Source organism: Psychrobacillus sp. INOP01 (genome assembly GCF_018140925.1).
Taxonomy (GTDB): Bacteria; Bacillota; Bacilli; order Bacillales_A; family Planococcaceae; genus Psychrobacillus.
The window spans coordinates 1,265,123-1,284,403 of record NZ_CP073315.1 but is presented as its reverse complement, the minus strand read 5'-3'; the positions used below and the strand labels follow the sequence as shown (position 1 = coordinate 1,284,403).

Here is a 19,281-nt window from a genome sequence, read left to right as displayed (position 1 = left end):
AGAAAATGGATGAAAATGCATCGTGCAGAAGAAATTTGGCTAATCATTGGCGTAGCAATTTTAGTAATTTCGATGGCAATAACGGGATATCAAGCATTTGCTTTGGATATGGGGACGCCTAGTGGACTTGAGACAATAGATCCACAGAAGGTTGATGAAACAGCACCGTTTGATAAACCAGGTGTTTATAAAACTAGGGACAATGAATATGAGGTTGTCATGACTTTACAAATATTCTCATTCACACCAATGGATATCGAAATCCCTGCTGGAGCAGAGGTGACATTTATATTAACGTCTAAGGATGTTGTTCATGGTTTCCAAGTGGCAAACACGAATTTAAATGCAATGGTTACACCAGGGCATATTCAAAGAGCAACGCAAAAGTTCGATGAACCAGGTGAATATTTAGTTTTATGTAATGAGTATTGTGGAGCTGGACATCAAATGATGAGTACTACGATAACTGTTAAATAGAGGAAGGAGGATCATCGTGGAAGCAGTAGCAAAGAAAACAATAAAACAAAAAGTAAATAACGTGTTAGGAGCCAATCCTCTAGATGCACGATTTTCTCTAGCGCTTTTTGTAGTAGCATTTATCGCGTTTTTTATTGGAGGAGCTTTAGGATTACTTCAAGGTCTTAATCGTGCGGGAATATTAGAATTACCAACGTGGCTAAATTACTATCAAGTACTGTCAGCGCATGGGGTACTCTTAGTTCTAGTGTTTAGTACAACATTTACGATTGGATATTTCTACGCAGCATTATCTCATACATTAGGAGGGCTACTTCCGAAGGTTAGAAAACTTGGATGGATTGGCTTTGGATCAATGGTAGTCGGGGTTGTGTTTGTTGCAACAACTATTATCATGGGTGATGCATCTGTAATGTATACGTTTTATCCACCAATGGCAGCATCCGGTTGGTTTTATGTAGGATTAGTATTTCTTGTAGTAGGTATTTGGCTATGCGCATTTGGTGCATTCATTAATGTAGCGAACTGGAGAAAGAATCATAAGCGACAGCATATTCCTTTACTCGCATTCTTCGCAGTTGGTGTATTCGTACTTTTGTTCTTCGGTAGTATTGGTGTAACAATAGAAGTATTAATGATTATTCCCTGGGCGTTTGGTTGGACTGATACGATTAATGTTCTGTTAAGTCGTACGCTATTCTGGAGTTTTGGTCATACACTTGTAAACATTTGGTATTTAACTGCTGTATCTACTTGGTATATTGCTGTACCGAAAATTATTGGTGGAAGACAATGGAGTGATATGCTTACTCGACTGGTTGTAATACTTTTAGTAGTTTTAAATATTACTGGAGGATTCCACCATCAAATTGTAGATCCAGGAATCACTGAAGGTATTAAATTCATGCATGTATTTATGAGTTTATCTATCGGATTCCCTTCATTAATGACAGCATTTGCTATGTTTGCAATTTTCGAACGTTCAGGTAGAAAGAAAGGTGCGAAAGGTCTGTTAGGGTGGATTAAAAAATTGCCATGGGGCGATGTTCGATTCCTAGCACCAATGATTGCGATGATCGCTTTTATCCCTGCTGGAGCTGGGGGTATTGCACAAACAAATAACCAACTAAACACTGTTGTACACAATTCAATGTGGATTGTGGGTCACTTCCACTTAACTCTAGGGGTTACTGTTGTATTATCATTCTTTGGGGTTGCTTACTGGTTGATACCACATTTAACTGGACGTGTTCTTACTCCTCAGATGAATAAATTAGGGGTTATTCAAACATTAGTTTGGACAATTGGTATGGCGCTAATGTCGGGAGCTATGCACACAGTTGGACTAATTGGTTCTCCAAGAAGAACTTCTTATACAACATATGGAGATCATGCAACAGCATTAGGCTGGGACCCTTACTTATCACTACTAGCAGTTGGTGGTACATTGTTAATGGTTGGTGTCGTGTTAATGGTCTACATTGTATTCAATCTAATGTTTTTTGCACCAAAAGGACAAACTGAATTCCAAGTTGCAGAGCCAGAGGAAAATGCTGCACCAACACCGAAATGGACAGAACGCTGGACTTTATGGATTGTTCTAATGATCTTAGTAGTTTCCATGGCTTACGTAATTCCAGTGGTGGATATGATTGTAAACGCACCGCCGGGCTCACCACCGTTTAGAACTTGGTAAAACGAAGTTGAGATAGTCGTTGAAGGCTATCTCTTTCTTCAATAAATCTTGAGGTTGTGATTGTTATGAAGAACAAACAATACAATTCAATAGCAATCCTTGTTGTCCTACTATTCGGAGCGATTCTATTTTTTATAGGAACAGACGAATTTACCGCATATACAGTGGAAACCGCTCGGGTGAACAAATTAATGGAAGTAAATCCAGTTTTTCCTGAAGTCACACTAGAGGATAGTAAAGGAAGAGTGTATCACTTCTCAGAGTTTGAGGGGAAATATGTGATGCTGACATTTATATATACTGCCTGCTCGGATGTTTGTCCTCAATTAGAATTTAATTTAGCAGAGGTTTATAAGCAAATTCCAAGGAAGTATATTGGTGAAGATATCGTCTTTTTAAGTATCAGCTTTGATCCAAATAATGATGACCCGGCAACTCTTGAAAAGTATCGCTATTATTTTGACAGCGACGGTGAGACATGGAGAATGGCGAGAATCTCAGACCAGCAGGAGTTAGAAGGATTATTGAATGAATTTGGTGTGACTGTCATCCCAGATGAAAACGGCAACTTCCAGCATAATTCAGCATTCTATTTAGTAGACCCAAATGGTATTTTAATCGAAGTTATGGATTATGAAAAAATCGAAATTGCAGCGGATAAAGTAAATTCCATTCTCGATTCGAAAGTAGGTGAATAGCTTGAAATATGGACTAGTTCTATATATTTTCTTAATGCTACCGCCTGTTGCCGATTTAGCAGAATCAGTTATGGCTATTCATATGCATATGCAAATGACGTTGTTTGTTGTCGTTGGTGCACTAATGGCTCCATTTTTTCAAAAACGATTTCCTAGATTCTTTGAAAAATGGAATAGCAATGGAGTACCAGGTATTCTATTGTTTATGGTGATACTCGGATATTGGCTGCTTCCGAGAACGATGGATGAAGCACTGTCGATACCCGCAGTCGAACTATTTAAATTTATAAGCTTACCATTTTTAGCTGGAGTTCCATTACGAGATAGCTGGGGCAAACTAAGCAACTTAGGGGAAAATATAATGTATGTTCTTTTAAGTATAATTTTTGGAGTCATGGCATGGCTTTACATCGAATCACCTGTCCAGTTATGTAATAACTACTTAATCATTGAACAAAAGACACTAGGCTGGGGCTTTGTATTTTTTGCAGTCAGTATTATGATTTATTTCATCTCAACACTGATAATTGATCCCTCAGATTATGAATAAAAAGTGGACGATTTGTATAGCGAATTGTCCACTTTTTATATTGTATGGCTATACGAGAGAGATTTTGACCTATAAGAGAGAGTCAACCGGATGCGAGTGAGATTCCTGTCTATGTAAGAGCGAATAGATTGACCCTACATCCCTCATCCGAGAGCGATCCTTATCTTGGCGAGCGGACTTGCGATTTGAGAGAGTGAACTTGCTATTCTACAGGTCGATCTTGCGATTAAACCATTTCCACCCAATCCCTATAATAAAAATAGACTTGCTCATCAAGAACAAGTCTATCCTTAGCTTTCCCTACAACAGTTCTTTCGCTAGGTCACTCATATTACTCGGACTCCACTCGGGCTCCCAAACGAGATTTACTTCGACCTCTCTAACATCCTCTAACTGACTAACTCGGTGCTTAACTCCATTTGTAATACTGTCGTGCATGGGACAGCCTGGGGTAGTGAGCGTCATAGTAATTATCACATTGTTTCTCTCATCTGCACTTACTGCGTATACTAGTCCTAAATCTACAATATTAATCCCTAATTCTGGATCGACCACATCATATAATGATTGTTCTACTAATTCCTCATAAGACATTTAAAGAACTCCTTTTCTTAATACTATTTAAATAAAATACGAATGATGGAGAATACATATAAAAATGAGGTTACAGTAAGTAATATTTGGAAGGTCAAAACGACTAAACTGATTTGTAATAATGCTCCGGCAGCCAATCCAATAATACTAACTACAAACAAAATAAATAATACGACGCTCATTTTTTCGTCAATCATATCCTTCATTGTAGGAACTTTTTCTTTGCCGATTTTATCTGCATATTTATGTGTCCACCAAAGAAACGGTACAATTTTATACAAATATCCTAAAATACTAAAAATAATCCAGCTCATAACGAATAAAAATATTAGCCAGCTCCAAATGGACGGATCGGTTATTCCAATCAGACTGAGTATTAAAGCAAGAAGATGAATTACTCCACCGTTCCCTATCGCAATTACCGAAAATGTAAAAGGCTTATCTAGTTTCTTCTTCAAGCGTTTTTGTAGAATTGCTTTCATATCTAATATAAAAAAGCTGAATCCTATGAAAAGAAATAGCCAGCCAATTGTAGTTAGGGCAACAAACTCAATCCAAAAGGATACGATGAGTATAAGCAATCCGAACACATAGGTTGAGAAGGAAAGACTGGTCCATTTCAATGAAAACCCATGAGATAAGCTAAACATAGGCACTAATTTATAAGAAAAACCGAATATTAAAAGTGTAAACCATCCCGCTACACCTAACGTTATATGGGAATATAGAATTGTATGATGACTTTCTATTCCACCATAGGCAATATTCCAAGCTAGTAAAAACCCTGCCAAGATAGTGAGGGCAAAACTCGCAATAGCCGCAATGACAAAAAATGAAATCATGTTTTGTTTTTTCTGTTTACCAATCGTCATTGCCATTTGGATGATGAATAAGGTAATGCCAATGATTGTTAGAATCCCTCCATAAATTGCGTAGCTAGGCTGAAATCCAAGAAGGAGAGTAAGGCTAGTTATACCAACAACTGTAATTATAAATTGCAGGTATCCCAATTTTTGATTCCAAATTGGGGTTAAAAATGCAACAGGAACTAACTGATACATAGCCCCCATAGCTATCATTACTGCAAAGCCTAGCAACAGGAAGTGTGCGTCCATCCATAAACTAGGAAGTCGAAATTGACTCGAGACTAACAACTCGCTATTCAGCAAAAGAACACCCTGTGCTACAACAAAAGCTATTAAAGCATACAAGATAAATGCTAATGGAAGTTTAATATTTGTCTCGGATTTTAAACTAGTTGGATTCAAGTTACTCACCAGACTTTGTTATTGTAATTTTAAAGCTACCATCATCAAGAGCTTCTGTACTATGTAAATAGCCAAGCTCAGTTAACTCTTCATATAAAAACATTGGTCAACGGTCGTTTATAATAGTTATTGTTTCTCCACCAACCATATTTTCTAGCTTTGTTAATGTGCGCATCATTGGTTGTGGTGGTTCTAAGCCCCGATTATCAAGAATCACTATCCTTCAACCCTTTCTGTATATAAGTAACCTGCCAATGTTTTTTCTCTAACTTAATCACTTCATAAATGAATCCCTTACTACCTAATAATTTGTGCAATGGTATCGGATTAAATGGTGCATGTAACACGAAAATCTGACCAGGCTTTAACTGTTTAACCGCTCCCATGATCTTGTCGAAAGGCTCTTTTTTAAGTAATAAATCCTCTCTCACATCTAGCTCCACAATCGTTTGCGTATTCATAGTATCCCACCTTTATGTTGTTATCTATATGATAATCGTTTTCAATTACATATGTAGTGACGTACATCACTTTATGAAATAAGCTTAAGATATCAGTATAAATTTTTATATTAAAAAAGGGATTAGATGCTATTGGTAGAATGTAATAGAAGAAATCAATTAATAAAAGGGAATGAATTCTCATGTATATATTGAAAAAAATGACACAGGAACAAGCTGAGGATATAGCAAATAATTGGCATTATAATGATGAATATTCTTTTTATGATATGGAAGCTGATAAAGAGGATCTAGTAGAATTCTTGGATTCTGAACAACGAGGAGAGTCCATGTTTGTCGTTATGGCTGGTGAAGATGTTATAGGTTATTTTTATTTTAATAGAGTAGATAAAGAAACAATTGATATAGGCTTAGGGATGAAACCAAATCTAACAGGAGTTGGAAAAGGAGTCGAGTTCCTAAAAGCTGGCTTAGATTTTGCCAAACATACATATAATCCTGATCAAATCACATTATCGGTAGCAACCTTTAACCATCGAGCTATAAAAGTATATAAAAAAGTTGGATTTGAGGAAGTACAGACATTTATGCAGACTACAAATGGAGGCTGTTTTGAGTTTCTTAAAATGACTTATCAATGTGTACTCTGAAAGGGGAGCTTTTTATAAAATTAAAATTAACTATCGTCATGGTATGTTTAATGGTTTTATGGGGGTGTACAGAAAAGCAGCTTATATCGGAAGAAACGATTCGTATTGGAGTTATTGGAGATAACCTAGAACAATTTGAGTATTCAAATGTCATTTATGAATCTTTAAAGGTTGAGGAATTGCTTACAAATGACGAATTGAAAACGAAGTATAATTTTCTAATGATCAGTAATGAACATTTTAATACTGTATCGGAAAGTGATTATATATCTCGTTTTGAAAGTATACAGATGCCTGTTTTATTTGTTGATTCAACAAAAGGTTGGATGCCCTTTATTAGCCCAATAACCTTGCAAATGCCTAAATTATATAATGAATATAACGATGACCAATTTAAACAATCTATCGTTTCAACTTATGAACGTTCGGGAGTATTTAGTGGAATATCAGTTCGTTATTCAGCAGATGAAAAATTATCACAAGAAGAATTTGAAGAACTAGCGACTTATATTTTCAGATAATATAAGCTTGTGAAAGTGGAGACCTTAATATTTATATTTTGGAGGGGAAAATGTCAATCTTTCAATCAATGAATAAAAAATATAGCAACGCAATTGAGTGGGTAAAAGAAAATTCATATGGAATAGAGTCTTTATCAGATTGTGAAATGGATCATTTACGGTTTTTAGAACAGGTTCTTAAGGATAAACGAATCGTTTGGCTTGGCGAAAATGGTCACGGAATTGCAGAGCATTCCTCACTAAAAACTAAACTGATTAATTTCCTATACCAAAGAATGGGATTCAAAGTGATCGCATTTGAAAGCGGATTAAGTGAATGTTATAGCTCTAACTACATAAAGGATAAACTTACAGTTAACGAACTAATGGCTAAGTCTGTATTTTCTTTGTGGAAAACAGAAGAAACATTACCATTGTTTCAACAAATAAAAGAGAATGATGACTTAATGCTTATAGGCTTCGATTTTCAGCCATCCAGCAAAGAGAGCTTACTTTTAGATTTCCTTGAAAGTATCGACATTGATTTTACATTTGAATTTAAAAAGAATATAAACAAGATAGACGAGATGATAATAGACTGGTATAGGCACATTGGAAAATATAAAGCGGTAAGAAAAAAGGTTCCAAAAGATATTTCCATAAGTTTTCAAAGAGACAAACAAGTGCTCTTTGACATGATTACTCAGACAAATATAGAACTGGAAACTTGGAAAGAAGAGTTTCTTCGCAAAGACTTATATGTTCCATATATTGTAGTTCAAAAGATATTAGATAATAAACGGAAATTTATAGATAAATTAGATGCTAAGCATAGGGAGTACTTAAAATTTCGAGATCAAATAATGGCGGAGAACTTAGAATGGATTTGCAATAAATTATATCCAAATGAAAAAATTATCATTTGGGCGAACAACACTCATATTTACAAAAACATTCAATCATTATTTAGTCACAAGCCGATGGGTTCATTAATGAGTCCGGATTTGATCAATCAGTCTTATTACCTCGGTCTTTTTATGTATGAAGGAAATGCAGCTTTAAATAATGGAAACGTTTATAAGCTACGGAAACCTCCTAAGAAGAGTTTGGAAGATTATATGAATCATAATCAATCTCAAGTATCATTTCTTGATTTTGCAAGCATAACATCAAATGAATCTAATAAATGGATTTTTAATAATACGGTTATTATGGAATCAGGAACGATGGAACAGCTAATCACTCCTGTTGAGCAACTAGACGGCGTTTTCTTTATCAAAAAAGTATCACCTCCTCGTTATATTTGAAGTTTTATCAAACCAAATGGAATTGTAAGTTGATTAGACATACATTTGAATTACTAATATTTTTATATAGAGGGGAGAGATATTGAATGGACTTAGGTGCTCCAATAGCGATAGGAAATACCGCAAAAATATATCTTGTACAAAACATGGCTATCAAAATATTTAATGAATCTCTACCTAAAACAGAATCTACTTACGAGGCTAATAAGCAAAAGTTAGCCTATTCGTGTGGTCTTCCTGTCCCAAAAGTTATAGATGTCACAGAGATTGATGGGAAACAAGCTATTGTTATGGAATATATTAAGGGGAAAACATTAGGCAGCATGTTATTAGAAAATATGGAAATAGCCGAATATTACATGGAAATTTTCATTGATGTGCAACAGCAAATCCATATGATTGTTCCAAGTTCACTTGAACCTATGTCCCAAAAATTAAGACTTCAAATTGAATCGGCTCCTATTTTGGATCAGAGACAAAAGTATAAATTAATGAATAGGCTTGAATTGCTGACATATGAAAAAAGACTTTGTCATGGAGATTTCCATCCTTTTAATTTGGTTATGTCTGATAAAAATATAACAATTATTGATTGGGTTGATGCGAGTGCAGGAGATATTCGTGCTGACATATATCGTACTTACCTATTGTATTCACAGTTTTCAACGGAATTAGCAGAGATATATCTACAGCTTTACTGTAAGAGGAGCGGTTTGTCGAAAGAAGAGGTTTTTGAATGGGCACCAATTATTGCAGGAGCAAGATTATCTGAAACTGTATCATCTGAAAATTCTCAACGCCTGATTGAAATTATAAATCGTTACTGTCCTCAATAATATTGTCATAGTCAAGGGCTTACCCAAATTAGGAGCCGGAGTTTTTCTATTATTATTTGTTAAATCATCAGAAGAATGAGTTGTGTATTTAATTTTTAGAGATGGAGAGGAAATTATGACTACTGAAATCATAAAACAAAACAAGCAAAGTTGGGATGTGGTAGCTCACCATTTTAATGGAGTAGATGCTTTGCCTAATTATGGTCCCTTTGCTCAAACTGAAAAGGAATTAGGATTATTAGAAGATGTGGCAAACAAGAAAGTACTGGATATTGGTTGCGGAAGCGGACACTCATTATTGTATATGGCGGAAAGGGGGGCTAGCGAACTTTGGGGAGTCGACCTTTCTGAGAAGCAGATTAAGACTGCCGAGGAAACGCTACAAGGTTTAGAAACTCATTTATTTTGTTCCCCTATGGAAGTTGATATTGGATTACCGAAATTGTATTTTGACTGTGTGTACTCTATTTATGCTATTGGATGGACTACTGATTTGACTACTACCTTTAGATTAATTTATTCCTATTTGAAGCAAGGAGGAAGCTTTGTATTTAGTTGGGATCATCCGTTATATCCTCATATTGCCAGTCAAAATGGGCAACTTAGTCTTAATGGTTCATACCAGGAAGAAGGAGTAACAACATATCCGAACTTCAAAGGTGAAGATGCTCCGATGGTAATTCCTAAAAGAAAGCTCAGTACATATATAAATGAATTGATAAAAGTAGGATTCACGATTGACTCTGTAATAGAAAGTGATGTATCAGTAAATTATGAGTCGACTAAGGAAGAAGTATCTGATCGGTATTATTCTTTATACAAAGCAAAAAGATTCCCGACTACTATGATTATTAAAGTTACAAAAAAATAGTATGAGCTTTTAGATGGAGGAGAGAAAATGGAGGAGGACAATAAGTTCACTTTATATTTTCATACGTTTGTAGGTGCATTAGGTCTGATTCTTTTAACAGTAACTATCATCAAATATTATGAAATTATTGAAGTTAGTTCTGGTTATTTGCTACCTTTCTTTGGATTTATTCTTACGTTTTCTTATATAAATTATCTGGAAAATAAAGCTGGTGTTAGTAAAAAAGTTATTTGGATCAGATCTATTTCGTCAATCATTATATTGCTGTTAATTTCAAAGGTATTATTTTTTTAATATCTCAATTTCTAATAATCATAAAAAAGGCATCCAATTAATTTGGTTGCCTTTTTGTCTCTTTAAAACAATTCATCTTTTAATTTGTCCATGTTCAAAATAATATTGCCTGCTGGATCAGAGCTAATTAGTTTTGACTTTTTCAAAGAAGTGAGCGTTCTGCTAACTGTTTCACGGCTTGAACCGATCATATTAGCTAAATCTCGGTTTGTGAACTGCGTTGTGAAGATATAGTGATCGTCGTCGTGTTTCTTCCCATGACTTTTTACTAGGCGTATTAACAGCAAAATAATTTGTTCGTATGTATTATGCAAAATTTTCTCTTCCAACCGATTTTGTAAGTCTACGATTTTATCTCCGAGTATTCGGAAAATCTTTACACAAATTTCTGGATTAGTTTTTAGAAATTGCTCGAACAAATGAATTGGGATATATATTAAAACCGCATCCTCTGATACCTCTGCATGAGCGGGATAGGTACCTTTGCGAAAGAATCCCATATGAGGAAACATTTCACCCTCCCCAAGAACATTGATGATTTGTTCTTTTCCTTGCATATCCGTACGATATATTTTTATTTGTCCTTGATGTATGAAGTACACATTGGTTAGTGGATCATCTTGCATAAAAATATGAGTACCTTGGCGATAAAACCGATTTTTTGCCAAATCAAGTATTGGTTCTATTTCTGCATTGGTCAAATCTTTAAATAAGGAAAAACGTTGTAGAAGTGCTTGTATCGATTCCACATTCATGTAGCTCATCCTTTCTCCCAGAGACTGTCATTTTCATTGTACCATCAAAAGTTTGTCTTTGGAGAACTATGACAAGTGATTAAAATCATAGGGGCGATGTGTTTTTTCTCACTTCTGTTTAAAATAGTAAGCCTTATGATATGAACAGAATCAAAAATATTGGAGGGAACGATAATGAGTAATATTCCATTTGCAGTAAAACTAAACGCACCAGATATTGAACCAAGAATTCGTCATCCAAGAATATTTGAAGCATTTGATGCTATACAGTCTGGGGAGTTTTTGGAGCTTTCCAATGACCATGATCCAAAACCATTACTCTATCAATTTATGATGGAACGTGAAGACACATACACCTGGGAATATATTGAAAACGGTCCCAATCATTGGAGGGTCGCTATCGGTAAAAAATAAAATATCTCTAAACGATCCTGGGATAAATTTTCTGGGATCTTTTGTTTATCTCGCATTAAATACTCAGTAAGTGAATAATATCACTTCGGATTTAATATGAAAATGTTAGACTCCAAGTATAAGATGTTTCTTGCAATAGGAGGAAAAATTATGTTTTCACGAGATTATAATGAAAATCCATTTATCGTTATTTGGGAGTTAACCCGTGCATGTCAGCTACATTGTTTACATTGTCGTGCAGAGGCTCAGCATCATAGACATCCATTGGAGTTAACATTAGGTGAAGGTAAAAAGTTAATAGATGATATTTATGAAATGGAAAATCCATTACTTGTATTTACAGGTGGGGATCCGTTGGAACGACCAGATGTATTTGATATAGCCGAGTATGCTATAAAAAAGGGCGTTCGTGTATCTATGACTCCATCAGCTACTCCAAATGTGACGAAAGAAGCAATGCAAAAGGCAAAAGATATTGGGCTAGCTAGGTGGGCTTTTAGTATTGATGGGCATTGTGCAGAGGTTCACGATCACTTTAGGGGGACGACTGGTTCGTTTGATTTGACGATGAAGGCTATCGAATATTTAAATGAATTAGGAATGCCTTTACAGATTAATACAGTTATTTCGAGATATAACTATGCATACTTAGAGGAGTTAGCGGAAATGGTTGAGAAGTTTAATTGTGTACTATGGAGCGTATTCTTCCTAGTTCCAACTGGTAGAGGGAAAGAAACAGACATGATCTCACCTGCAGAGCATGAAAAAGTGTTTAGATGGTTATATAATCTATCAAAACGCGTACCATTTGATATTAAAACAACAGCAGCCCAGCATTATCGCCGAGTAGTTATTCAACAAAAACTACGCGAACAAAAAGGATTGAGCGATAAAGAGCATATCTTCTATGAAGATGCATTAACAATGGGTGATACCGGTAAAATCGATGGTCTAGGAAGAGCGCCAAAAGGAGTAAACGATGGGAATGGCTTTGTCTTTATCTCGCATACAGGTGATGTGTTTCCGAGTGGACTACTACCGATAAAAGCTGGAAATGTCCGTCAAACACCATTAGTAGAAATTTACCGTGATTCGGAGGTATTCCAAAACCTTCGTAGTCCCGATAAATATAAAGGAAAATGTGGAGTCTGCGAGTTCAATAAAGTGTGCGGAGGATCCAGATCCAGAGCATACAATGTTACGGGAGATTATATGGAAAGCGAACCATACTGCGTATATATACCGCAGTCCATGCGCAAGAAAAAAAAGCAACCAACTGTATAACTATAAAGCAAGTAATAGGGGGAGATGCTATTACTTGTTTTTTTATGGGCTGACAAGATTGGGTTATGAGCAAATTTATTTTAGGCTAGGCAAATTTCCATGAAAACAAGTAGAATAGATGTATTAGTCAGAAAAATACGGCGAAAGAGTAACGAGGGATTAGATAATGGCAATTGAACTAGTAAGAGAGTATTTTAAAGAATTTGGTATGGAAAACAAAATTCAAGAATATGAGGCGTCTAGTGCCACCGTGGAATTAGCGGCTGTCGCATTGAATGTCGAACCTGCTAGGATAGCTAAAACACTTTCTTTTAAAATTGAGGATGGCTGTATACTCGTAGTAGCTGCTGGTGATACAAAAATTGATAACGCAAAATTTAAGAGTATATTCGGTGTGAAAGCAAAAATGCTATCTCCAGAAGAAGTATTAGAACAGGTGGGACATGCAGTTGGAGGAGTTTGTCCATTTGGAATTCCAGCACATATTAACGTTTATCTAGACGAGTCATTAAAACGTTTTGAGACGGTTTTACCAGCTTGTGGGAGCAGTAATAGTGCAATTGAGCTTTCATGTGAAGAACTTTTTACCTTTGCAAAAGCGGCTGAGTGGGTAGATGTTTGTAAAGGTTGGTATGAGGAGGAAAAAAGTGGATATATCGTTTAAGACTACGGAGGGTAGATTTAATTATCGTGTTGCAGGATTGTTGGTACACGATGAGAAACTGCTGGTTATGCAAGACAAAGGCCAACCATATTATTATGTGCCAGGTGGTCGTATCAAGATGAACGAAAAAAGCGAAGATGCCGTAAAGCGTGAAATAAAAGAAGAACTCGGAATAGAAGTGAACGTAAACCGAATGCTTTGGGTAAATGAAAACTTTTTCAAGGAAGATACATTACATGAGCAATTTCATGAAGTTTGTTTCTTTTACTTGCTAGAGCTAAAAGATGAGGAAGTGCTTCAAAAAGGCAATGAATTTATAGTCGATGAGAACGGAAAAATACATACCTATCATTGGAAAACGCTGGAGGATATAAAATTTATAAATCTATATCCAGAGTTTTTGAAGGAGAAAATGAGCGAGTTACCTTTGCATATAAAGCATATTGTTGAAACTTGAAAAAAGATCTGAGGTAATGTGACTGGATGAGGGGGAATTAATAATAAAAAAAATTAAAGTAAGTCGTAGTGATTTGCAAACTAATGATGAAATTTGGAATGCTGTTTTATCAGCTTATAGCGAATATGTTTTCCCGACAGACGACGTGAAAATGAACGATTTCTTCATATTGTTTAATTATTTTTGTGAGCTTGAAAGTGGAGGACATGAAAGCTTATTCAATTGGTTTTCAGAGCATATTGAGGAAATGGGTATTCAAACGTACTTAAATAGATTGACGAAAATGCTTGAAAAAGTTGAAGCACATGAATACGCAGAAATAGAAAAGAATTATACGGAGGAACTATGGAGATTATTTTTATCTGTGGAAAATAGTGGAACTGAAGAACCTCATTATGAAAGCTTAGAAGCAGAATTTTATATGACTATTGAAAAAGCAGATAGTGAATATAGAAGTCTAGGTGATAAATTAAGTGAGCGACTAAGTAGTTATGCGACTGTTATTTATACGGAGATAATCGAAATAGTGGAATAAAAAACGCTGAATATACTCAGCGTTTTTTTATGTCTTGGTATATAGGAAATATTTTTTATTAATAAGTAGTCACTTTCGTAAATTTTTGCAATGTATAAATCCATCGTTGCCACCAAGTAAAGTTATCTTGGAACTCTTCCAATTCTACTGTGTACAAAGCATCTTCATTGTTCCAAAGACGTTCAAAATAGGTTTCCATTTCTATTGCTAACTCGCTATCATTTGGTGCAATTACCTTTAAATTATTTTCTAGATTATAGTCGTCTAATGTTCGTTCTGTATAATTTGAGGAACCACTAGAAATAATCGTATGCTCATCCGATTGAATCCAAATTGCTTTTGTATGGTATTGACCGATAACGGTATTGTACCAACGTATATTTAATTTGCCTTTTGTGTCCTCGACCATTTCCTGCACGACTGGACGATTTGGAAGTCCAGATTTTTGCTGGCCAAATGAATTTTCGTTTGGATCGAGAATCATATTAACTTCTACACCTCGGTTTGCTGCATCTATGAGTGCATTGACAATATCTCGTTTGGCTACAAAAAACATACCTAGCCAAATTTTATCACCTTCTTCAGTTGCTGCTATGTCCGCAAGTAACGCATCAAGAATTTTCTTCTCTGTTAAATACTGAACTTGATATTGTCCACCAGATTCTTCTGTATCAACACGGGGTAATTTAGGTCCTCCGGAAAACAAAGAAACTGCTTCCTCGGATTCTAGAATATCATTTAAAATAGGGCCACTTACTTTCAAAGCAATATTTCCATGAAACCCACTTGCATCGTGCGGGTTAGAAGACGTCACCATTGCCTCTTTCTCCGTTACCAATGCCTTACGATGATTTGCCTTTACATTGAGTAATGTTAAATACGACGCAACCGTCATCTTAGGTGCCTCACTTGCCATCGCATTCGCAATCCAGCCCTTTCCTCCAAAGTCAAACCATTGAAAAAAAGTGCGATAAATACCCGAATAGACGGGTGTAGAATCTCTCAGAGTGTCTAAATCGGTATAAACAATTTCTACGCCAGCTTCTCTCATTTTCTTAAACCACTTATTTTCATAGGATCCATAGCCCTTGTTCAATGGATCAGTGATAAATATAACTGGCATATCCGGACGGTCTATCTTTTTTTGAGCTAATGTTGTAGACAGAGTATCGGCAATTTTAGGGAAATCTTCCTTTTCATCGTAAAAACCATCAAACAAGAAAAAATCTACTACAACAAAATCCTCAGCTTCCTCGATCATGTTATATACTTCGTCAAATATATAGTTTTCGTGTACCATGCCAGTTCCTTCTCTGTCCTGTGCATAGGTTAAATCAGTAATCATTTCAACTGAATCCGTATTATGTATCTCCCCTTTAAAGGAAACGCCTTCTGGTAAAGGCTTATATGTATGCCACAGTATAACTGCTATATAAATAAGTACGAATACACCTAGAGAACCCATCACGATTCTTTTCCGCTTACTCCATGGCTTACTTTTCTTTTTAGCCATATTTCTTCCCCCTATTAATCTCTCTTTTTAAGTGCTTTTCCCTTATAATGACTATTACAAACCATTTAGCATATATAACCTGGAATGAATATAAAGGCGCGTATAGAATTATAGGTGTTTTTTGTTCAAAGAAAGTAGAATAGAGTAATAGCTAATAATGTACTGTGAAAAACCAAAAGAGCCCATTCATATTCAGCTTGGGCTCTTTTGTGTTGCCTATTATTTAGAAGAAACTACAAGAAAACGAATTGGCTTTTCTGAATAGTTATACCAGTAATGGGGTTTGTTCGCATCGAACATGATAGATTGCTGCTCCTGTAATTCCTGTTTTACCTCGTCTACCACAACGGTCAAAGTCCCTTCTAGGACAAATAAAAATTCATGACCTCCGTGTGAAAAGGCATTTCCTTCGTTTTCACCTGGCTGTAGAGTTACTAGTATAGGTGCATAGGATGCTTCTTTCATACCACATGATAAGTCCTTGTAATAGAATTGCTGTCTTATTTCTTCTAGTTCCTCTGCTTTTGTGTTTTCTGGGAAAAATATCGTTGGATTCACTTTTAATGCATCTGCAATTTTTTTTAGGGATTCAAGTGTAACGCTCGATTTTCCACGCTCTACCTGGGATAGGAAGCTGATAGAGACATTAGTCTGCTCTGCTAGCTCCTTTAAGGTTAGCTTTCGTTCTTTTCGTAATTCTTTTAAAATCTTGCCTATTGAATGAGAAGACATCTATTATTCTCCTTAACTTATATGTATATATCCATCATACCCTACTCTTTTGAAATCCTTCCAATTTTTATTTTCAAAACAATGTTGACAGAAAATTTGAAACTCTTTAGAATGAAAAATAGGGGAGAATTAAAGTGTCACTTCAATTTCAAAAAAGGGGAGATGTAAGATGGATCCAAAGAGTATGAGAAAAATATGGATTGCTAGTTTGGTAGGAAGCTCGATAGAATGGTTTGATTATTTCTTATATGGTACAGTTGCAGCACTTGTTTTTAATCAATTATTTTTTGTCACAGAAGACCCATCAGTAGGGCTCTTACTAGCGTATGCATCCTTTGCTTTATCGTTCTTTATTCGTCCATTTGGAGGGATTATTTTCAGTCATATTGGAGATAGAATAGGACGTAAAAAAACACTTGTTGTTACTTTATCGCTAATGGGCGTTGCTACTTTTGGGATGGGATTACTTCCAACCTATCAGGCAATCGGTATTTGGGCACCTATTCTGTTAATCACTTTACGCTTAGTTCAAGGGCTAGGTATTGGGGGAGAATGGGGAGGAGCCTTATTATTGGCAGTTGAGTATGCACCGAAAGAAAAAAGAGGATTATATGGATCTATACCTCAAATGGGTGTAACTATCGGAATGGTAATGGGAACAGTTGCGTTATCTATCATGACTTTACTTCCAGAAGGAGCGTTCATGACATGGGGCTGGCGCGTGCCATTTATATTAAGTGCTTTACTAGTAATTTTCGGATTGTGGATTCGTAAAGGTATTGATGAAACTCCTTCATTTAAGAAAGTGCAGGAAACTGGAGATATTCCAAAATTACCACTTGTAGATACATTAAAGTATCACTGGCGTGAAGTATTAATAGCAATTGGCGCGAAAGTAGTAGAAACGGCACCATTTTATATATTTGGGACATTTGTTGTTTCCTACGCAACTACGGAACTAGGTTTTTCCCGTACAACAACGTTGAACACTGTAATGGTAGCTACGATTATTACTACCATTCTGATTCCTATTATGGGAAGTTTATCGGATAAGATTGGACGGAAAAAAGTGTATGTTGCTGGAACAGTTGGGATGCTGCTTTTTGCTTTCCCATACTTCTGGATGCTTCAACAACAATCAGTTGTGCTGTTGGTTGTCGCAACAGTAATAGGACTAGGAATTATTTGGGCTCCTATTACAGCGGTACTCGGTACTATGTTCTCTGAAATCTTTAATGCGAAGGTTCGTTATACAGGAGTTACTCTAGGCTACCAAATTGGAGCAGCTTTAGCAGGAGGTACTGCACCATTAGTTGCAGCAAGCCTAATGTTAAAGTTTAACGGTTCTTATGTACCAGTAGCATTTTATATTATTTTCACTGCAGTTATTTCATTGATTGCTATATGGGCAGTTAAAGATCGTAGTCAGGAAATTTTAGATGAAGAAAATCAAACAGTAGAAAAAGATAATAAAAATATTCGAGTAAGTAAAGGTTTAAGCGAAGTCTAAATAACAAAACTCGTCTTTGCTTTTAATGAAAGACGAGTTTTTCATCATTGGAGGAATACATAATGTTAGTAGTGAATGAACAACAAATAATGCATACATATAATATGAAAGAAGCTATAAAAGATGTAGAAGATGTGTTGAAGGCCAAAGTAGCAGAGAAAATTGCAAACCCTCATCGAACAGTTATCGAATTTCCACAACATGAAGCATCTGCCCTGTACATGCCAAGTGCTGATCTAGTGGAAGAAGTATCAGCTGTAAAAGTAGTAACCATTTTCCCGAACAATCCATCCAATGGTAAACCTACGACTCAAGGGGTTGTATTATTATCGGATGCTCAAAATGGTGAGCATGTGGCAATGTTGAACGCTTCTTATTTAACTAGATTACGTACAGGAGCTTTAAGTGGAATTGCGACAAATTATTTAGCTAGAAAAAATGCAAAGGTATTGACGGTTATTGGTACTGGGGCTATGGCTTTCGAACAAGCTTTAGGTGTCCTTGCTGTCCGAGATATAGAACGTATTATTTTATTTAATCGTACTGCTGAAAAAGCACAGAAATTCGGAGAAAAGTTAACAAACTTTGGTGTTAAGGTTCCATTTGAAGTAGTGGAAGATGTATCGATTGCTGTCCGTCAAGCGGATATAATTTGTTGCGCGACTCGTTCCAACGAACCAGTATTTAATGGAGAGGATCTACAGCCTGGAACGCATATCAACGGTGTAGGTTCCTATTTACCACATATGCTGGAGATGGATGTGACAACTATCAAAAGTGCTTCTAAAATTGTAGTGGATGATCTTGCGGGAGTGAAGGATGAAGCAGGTGAATTGATGCATGCGGAGAAAATTGGCGAGTGGTCATTTAATGACGTTCATGGGGAGCTAGGGCAGCTAGTTGGTGAGGAAGTAATTGGGCGAGAAAATGAGGATGAAATTACATTGTTCAAATCGGTTGGAGCGGCTTATTTTGACTTGGCTGTGGCTAAAGGGGCATATGTAAAAGCTAAAGAGCAAAACATTGGAACACATATAGAAGTTTGATGAATAAGTAGAAACTGTCTTAACTATAGGACAGTTTTTTTGTTTGTGTAAATAATTACTCCAATATGAGGTTTTCTTTTGTTATTTGGTGGAAGGATAGAGTTGTTGACATGTTATTTTGTTCATGATAAAATTACCTCGAATTAAAGATAATTAAATTAAAGATAAT

At 35.9% G+C, this 19,281-nt stretch carries 23 protein-coding genes and 1 pseudogene; 17 read left to right on the top strand and 7 right to left on the bottom strand.

The window, feature by feature from the left end; translation table 11 throughout:
- The first annotated feature begins 9 nt into the window (after positions 1-9).
- The 4 genes from KD050_RS06540 (at position 10) to KD050_RS06525 (ending at position 3,421) form a co-directional block, all read left to right on the top strand.
- Positions 10-477, top strand: coding sequence for a cytochrome c oxidase subunit II (locus KD050_RS06540; RefSeq protein ID WP_211895395.1), 468 nt, complete (start codon positions 10-12; stop codon positions 475-477).
- Positions 478-493: 16 nt separating this feature from the next.
- Positions 494-2,173: a cbb3-type cytochrome c oxidase subunit I gene (locus KD050_RS06535; protein ID WP_211895394.1), complete on the top strand. Its 1,680-nt coding sequence runs from the start codon at positions 494-496 to the stop codon at positions 2,171-2,173.
- 65 nt (positions 2,174-2,238) lie between these two features.
- A complete protein-coding gene (locus KD050_RS06530; protein WP_211895393.1) occupies positions 2,239-2,871 on the top strand; it encodes an SCO family protein in 633 nt (210 codons plus the stop codon).
- Positions 2,864-3,421, top strand: coding sequence for a hypothetical protein (locus tag KD050_RS06525; protein WP_211895392.1), 558 nt, complete (start codon positions 2,864-2,866; stop codon positions 3,419-3,421). Before KD050_RS06530 ends, KD050_RS06525 begins: the two co-directional genes overlap by 8 nt.
- Before the next feature lie 300 nt (positions 3,422-3,721).
- Here the strand turns inward: KD050_RS06525 and KD050_RS06520 are convergent, their stop codons facing one another.
- The 4 genes and pseudogenes from KD050_RS06520 to KD050_RS06505 all read right to left on the bottom strand — a co-directional run bounded on the left by KD050_RS06520 (position 3,722) and on the right by KD050_RS06505 (position 5,744).
- Positions 3,722-4,015 (bottom strand): metal-sulfur cluster assembly factor, encoded by a 294-nt coding sequence (locus KD050_RS06520; protein ID WP_211895391.1) that lies wholly within the window; start codon positions 4,013-4,015, stop codon positions 3,722-3,724.
- A gap of 23 nt (positions 4,016-4,038) precedes the next feature.
- Complete coding sequence (locus KD050_RS06515) at positions 4,039-5,283, bottom strand: hypothetical protein (protein WP_211895390.1); 1,245 nt, start codon at positions 5,281-5,283, stop codon at positions 4,039-4,041.
- A 1-nt stretch (position 5,284) separates the two neighbouring features.
- Positions 5,285-5,500 (bottom strand): annotated as a pseudogene (locus KD050_RS06510) (DUF2249 domain-containing protein).
- Positions 5,490-5,744, bottom strand: a complete 255-nt coding sequence (locus KD050_RS06505) for a DUF2249 domain-containing protein (RefSeq protein ID WP_211895389.1) — start codon at positions 5,742-5,744, stop codon at positions 5,490-5,492. Before KD050_RS06505 ends, KD050_RS06510 begins: the two are co-directional and overlap by 11 nt.
- A gap of 182 nt (positions 5,745-5,926) precedes the next feature.
- Between KD050_RS06505 and KD050_RS06500 the strand changes: the two genes are divergently transcribed.
- The 6 genes from KD050_RS06500 to KD050_RS06475 all read left to right on the top strand — a co-directional run bounded on the left by KD050_RS06500 (position 5,927) and on the right by KD050_RS06475 (position 10,202).
- Positions 5,927-6,394: a GNAT family N-acetyltransferase gene (locus tag KD050_RS06500; RefSeq protein WP_235753926.1), complete on the top strand. Its 468-nt coding sequence runs from the start codon at positions 5,927-5,929 to the stop codon at positions 6,392-6,394.
- Positions 6,395-6,444: 50 nt separating this feature from the next.
- The gene (locus KD050_RS06495) at positions 6,445-6,915 is read left to right on the top strand and encodes a hypothetical protein (protein ID WP_211895388.1); all 471 of its coding nucleotides are present in this window, start codon (positions 6,445-6,447) and stop codon (positions 6,913-6,915) included.
- A gap of 50 nt (positions 6,916-6,965) precedes the next feature.
- Positions 6,966-8,201, top strand: coding sequence for an erythromycin esterase family protein (locus KD050_RS06490; RefSeq protein ID WP_211895387.1), 1,236 nt, complete (start codon positions 6,966-6,968; stop codon positions 8,199-8,201).
- Positions 8,202-8,287: 86 nt separating this feature from the next.
- On the top strand, positions 8,288-9,037 hold the full coding sequence (locus tag KD050_RS06485) for an aminoglycoside phosphotransferase family protein (RefSeq protein ID WP_211895386.1): 750 nt from the start codon (positions 8,288-8,290) through the stop codon (positions 9,035-9,037).
- Positions 9,038-9,152: 115 nt separating this feature from the next.
- Positions 9,153-9,908, top strand: a complete 756-nt coding sequence (locus tag KD050_RS06480; protein WP_211895385.1) for a class I SAM-dependent methyltransferase — start codon at positions 9,153-9,155, stop codon at positions 9,906-9,908.
- Between the two features lie 27 nt (positions 9,909-9,935).
- Positions 9,936-10,202 carry a hypothetical protein gene (locus KD050_RS06475; RefSeq protein ID WP_211895384.1) on the top strand — a complete coding sequence of 89 codons (267 nt, stop codon included), beginning with the start codon at positions 9,936-9,938 and terminating at the stop codon, positions 10,200-10,202.
- A gap of 62 nt (positions 10,203-10,264) precedes the next feature.
- On the opposite strand, the gene KD050_RS06470 is transcribed toward KD050_RS06475, so the two are convergent.
- Positions 10,265-10,957 carry a Crp/Fnr family transcriptional regulator gene (locus tag KD050_RS06470; protein ID WP_211895383.1) on the bottom strand — a complete coding sequence of 231 codons (693 nt, stop codon included), beginning with the start codon at positions 10,955-10,957 and terminating at the stop codon, positions 10,265-10,267.
- 174 nt (positions 10,958-11,131) lie between these two features.
- Between KD050_RS06470 and KD050_RS06465 the strand changes: the two genes are divergently transcribed.
- From KD050_RS06465 to KD050_RS06445, 5 genes are all read left to right on the top strand, one after another.
- Positions 11,132-11,371, top strand: a complete 240-nt coding sequence (locus KD050_RS06465) for a DUF2249 domain-containing protein (RefSeq protein WP_211895382.1) — start codon at positions 11,132-11,134, stop codon at positions 11,369-11,371.
- Between the two features lie 150 nt (positions 11,372-11,521).
- Positions 11,522-12,655 carry a TIGR04053 family radical SAM/SPASM domain-containing protein gene (locus KD050_RS06460; protein WP_211895381.1) on the top strand — a complete coding sequence of 378 codons (1,134 nt, stop codon included), beginning with the start codon at positions 11,522-11,524 and terminating at the stop codon, positions 12,653-12,655.
- A gap of 166 nt (positions 12,656-12,821) precedes the next feature.
- The gene (locus tag KD050_RS06455) at positions 12,822-13,319 is read left to right on the top strand and encodes a YbaK/EbsC family protein (protein ID WP_211895380.1); all 498 of its coding nucleotides are present in this window, start codon (positions 12,822-12,824) and stop codon (positions 13,317-13,319) included.
- Positions 13,303-13,776, top strand: coding sequence for an NUDIX hydrolase (locus KD050_RS06450; protein WP_211895379.1), 474 nt, complete (start codon positions 13,303-13,305; stop codon positions 13,774-13,776). Before KD050_RS06455 ends, KD050_RS06450 begins: the two co-directional genes overlap by 17 nt.
- 73 nt (positions 13,777-13,849) lie before the next feature.
- Entirely contained in the window at positions 13,850-14,311 is a 462-nt protein-coding gene (locus KD050_RS06445; RefSeq protein ID WP_211895378.1) for a hypothetical protein, read from the top strand.
- 58 nt (positions 14,312-14,369) lie between these two features.
- Here the strand turns inward: KD050_RS06445 and KD050_RS06440 are convergent, their stop codons facing one another.
- Both KD050_RS06440 and KD050_RS06435 read right to left on the bottom strand, forming a co-directional pair.
- On the bottom strand, positions 14,370-15,824 hold the full coding sequence (locus KD050_RS06440) for a phospholipase D family protein (RefSeq protein ID WP_211895377.1): 1,455 nt from the start codon (positions 15,822-15,824) through the stop codon (positions 14,370-14,372).
- 219 nt (positions 15,825-16,043) lie between these two features.
- The gene (locus KD050_RS06435; protein ID WP_211895376.1) at positions 16,044-16,556 is read right to left on the bottom strand and encodes a helix-turn-helix domain-containing protein; all 513 of its coding nucleotides are present in this window, start codon (positions 16,554-16,556) and stop codon (positions 16,044-16,046) included.
- 169 nt (positions 16,557-16,725) lie between these two features.
- On the opposite strand from KD050_RS06435, the gene KD050_RS06430 reads away from it, so the two are divergent.
- Both KD050_RS06430 and KD050_RS06425 read left to right on the top strand, forming a co-directional pair.
- A complete protein-coding gene (locus KD050_RS06430) occupies positions 16,726-18,066 on the top strand; it encodes an MFS transporter (RefSeq protein ID WP_211895375.1) in 1,341 nt (446 codons plus the stop codon).
- A gap of 62 nt (positions 18,067-18,128) precedes the next feature.
- Positions 18,129-19,112 (top strand): ornithine cyclodeaminase family protein, encoded by a 984-nt coding sequence (locus KD050_RS06425; RefSeq protein WP_211895374.1) that lies wholly within the window; start codon positions 18,129-18,131, stop codon positions 19,110-19,112.
- Positions 19,113-19,281 lie beyond the last annotated feature (169 nt).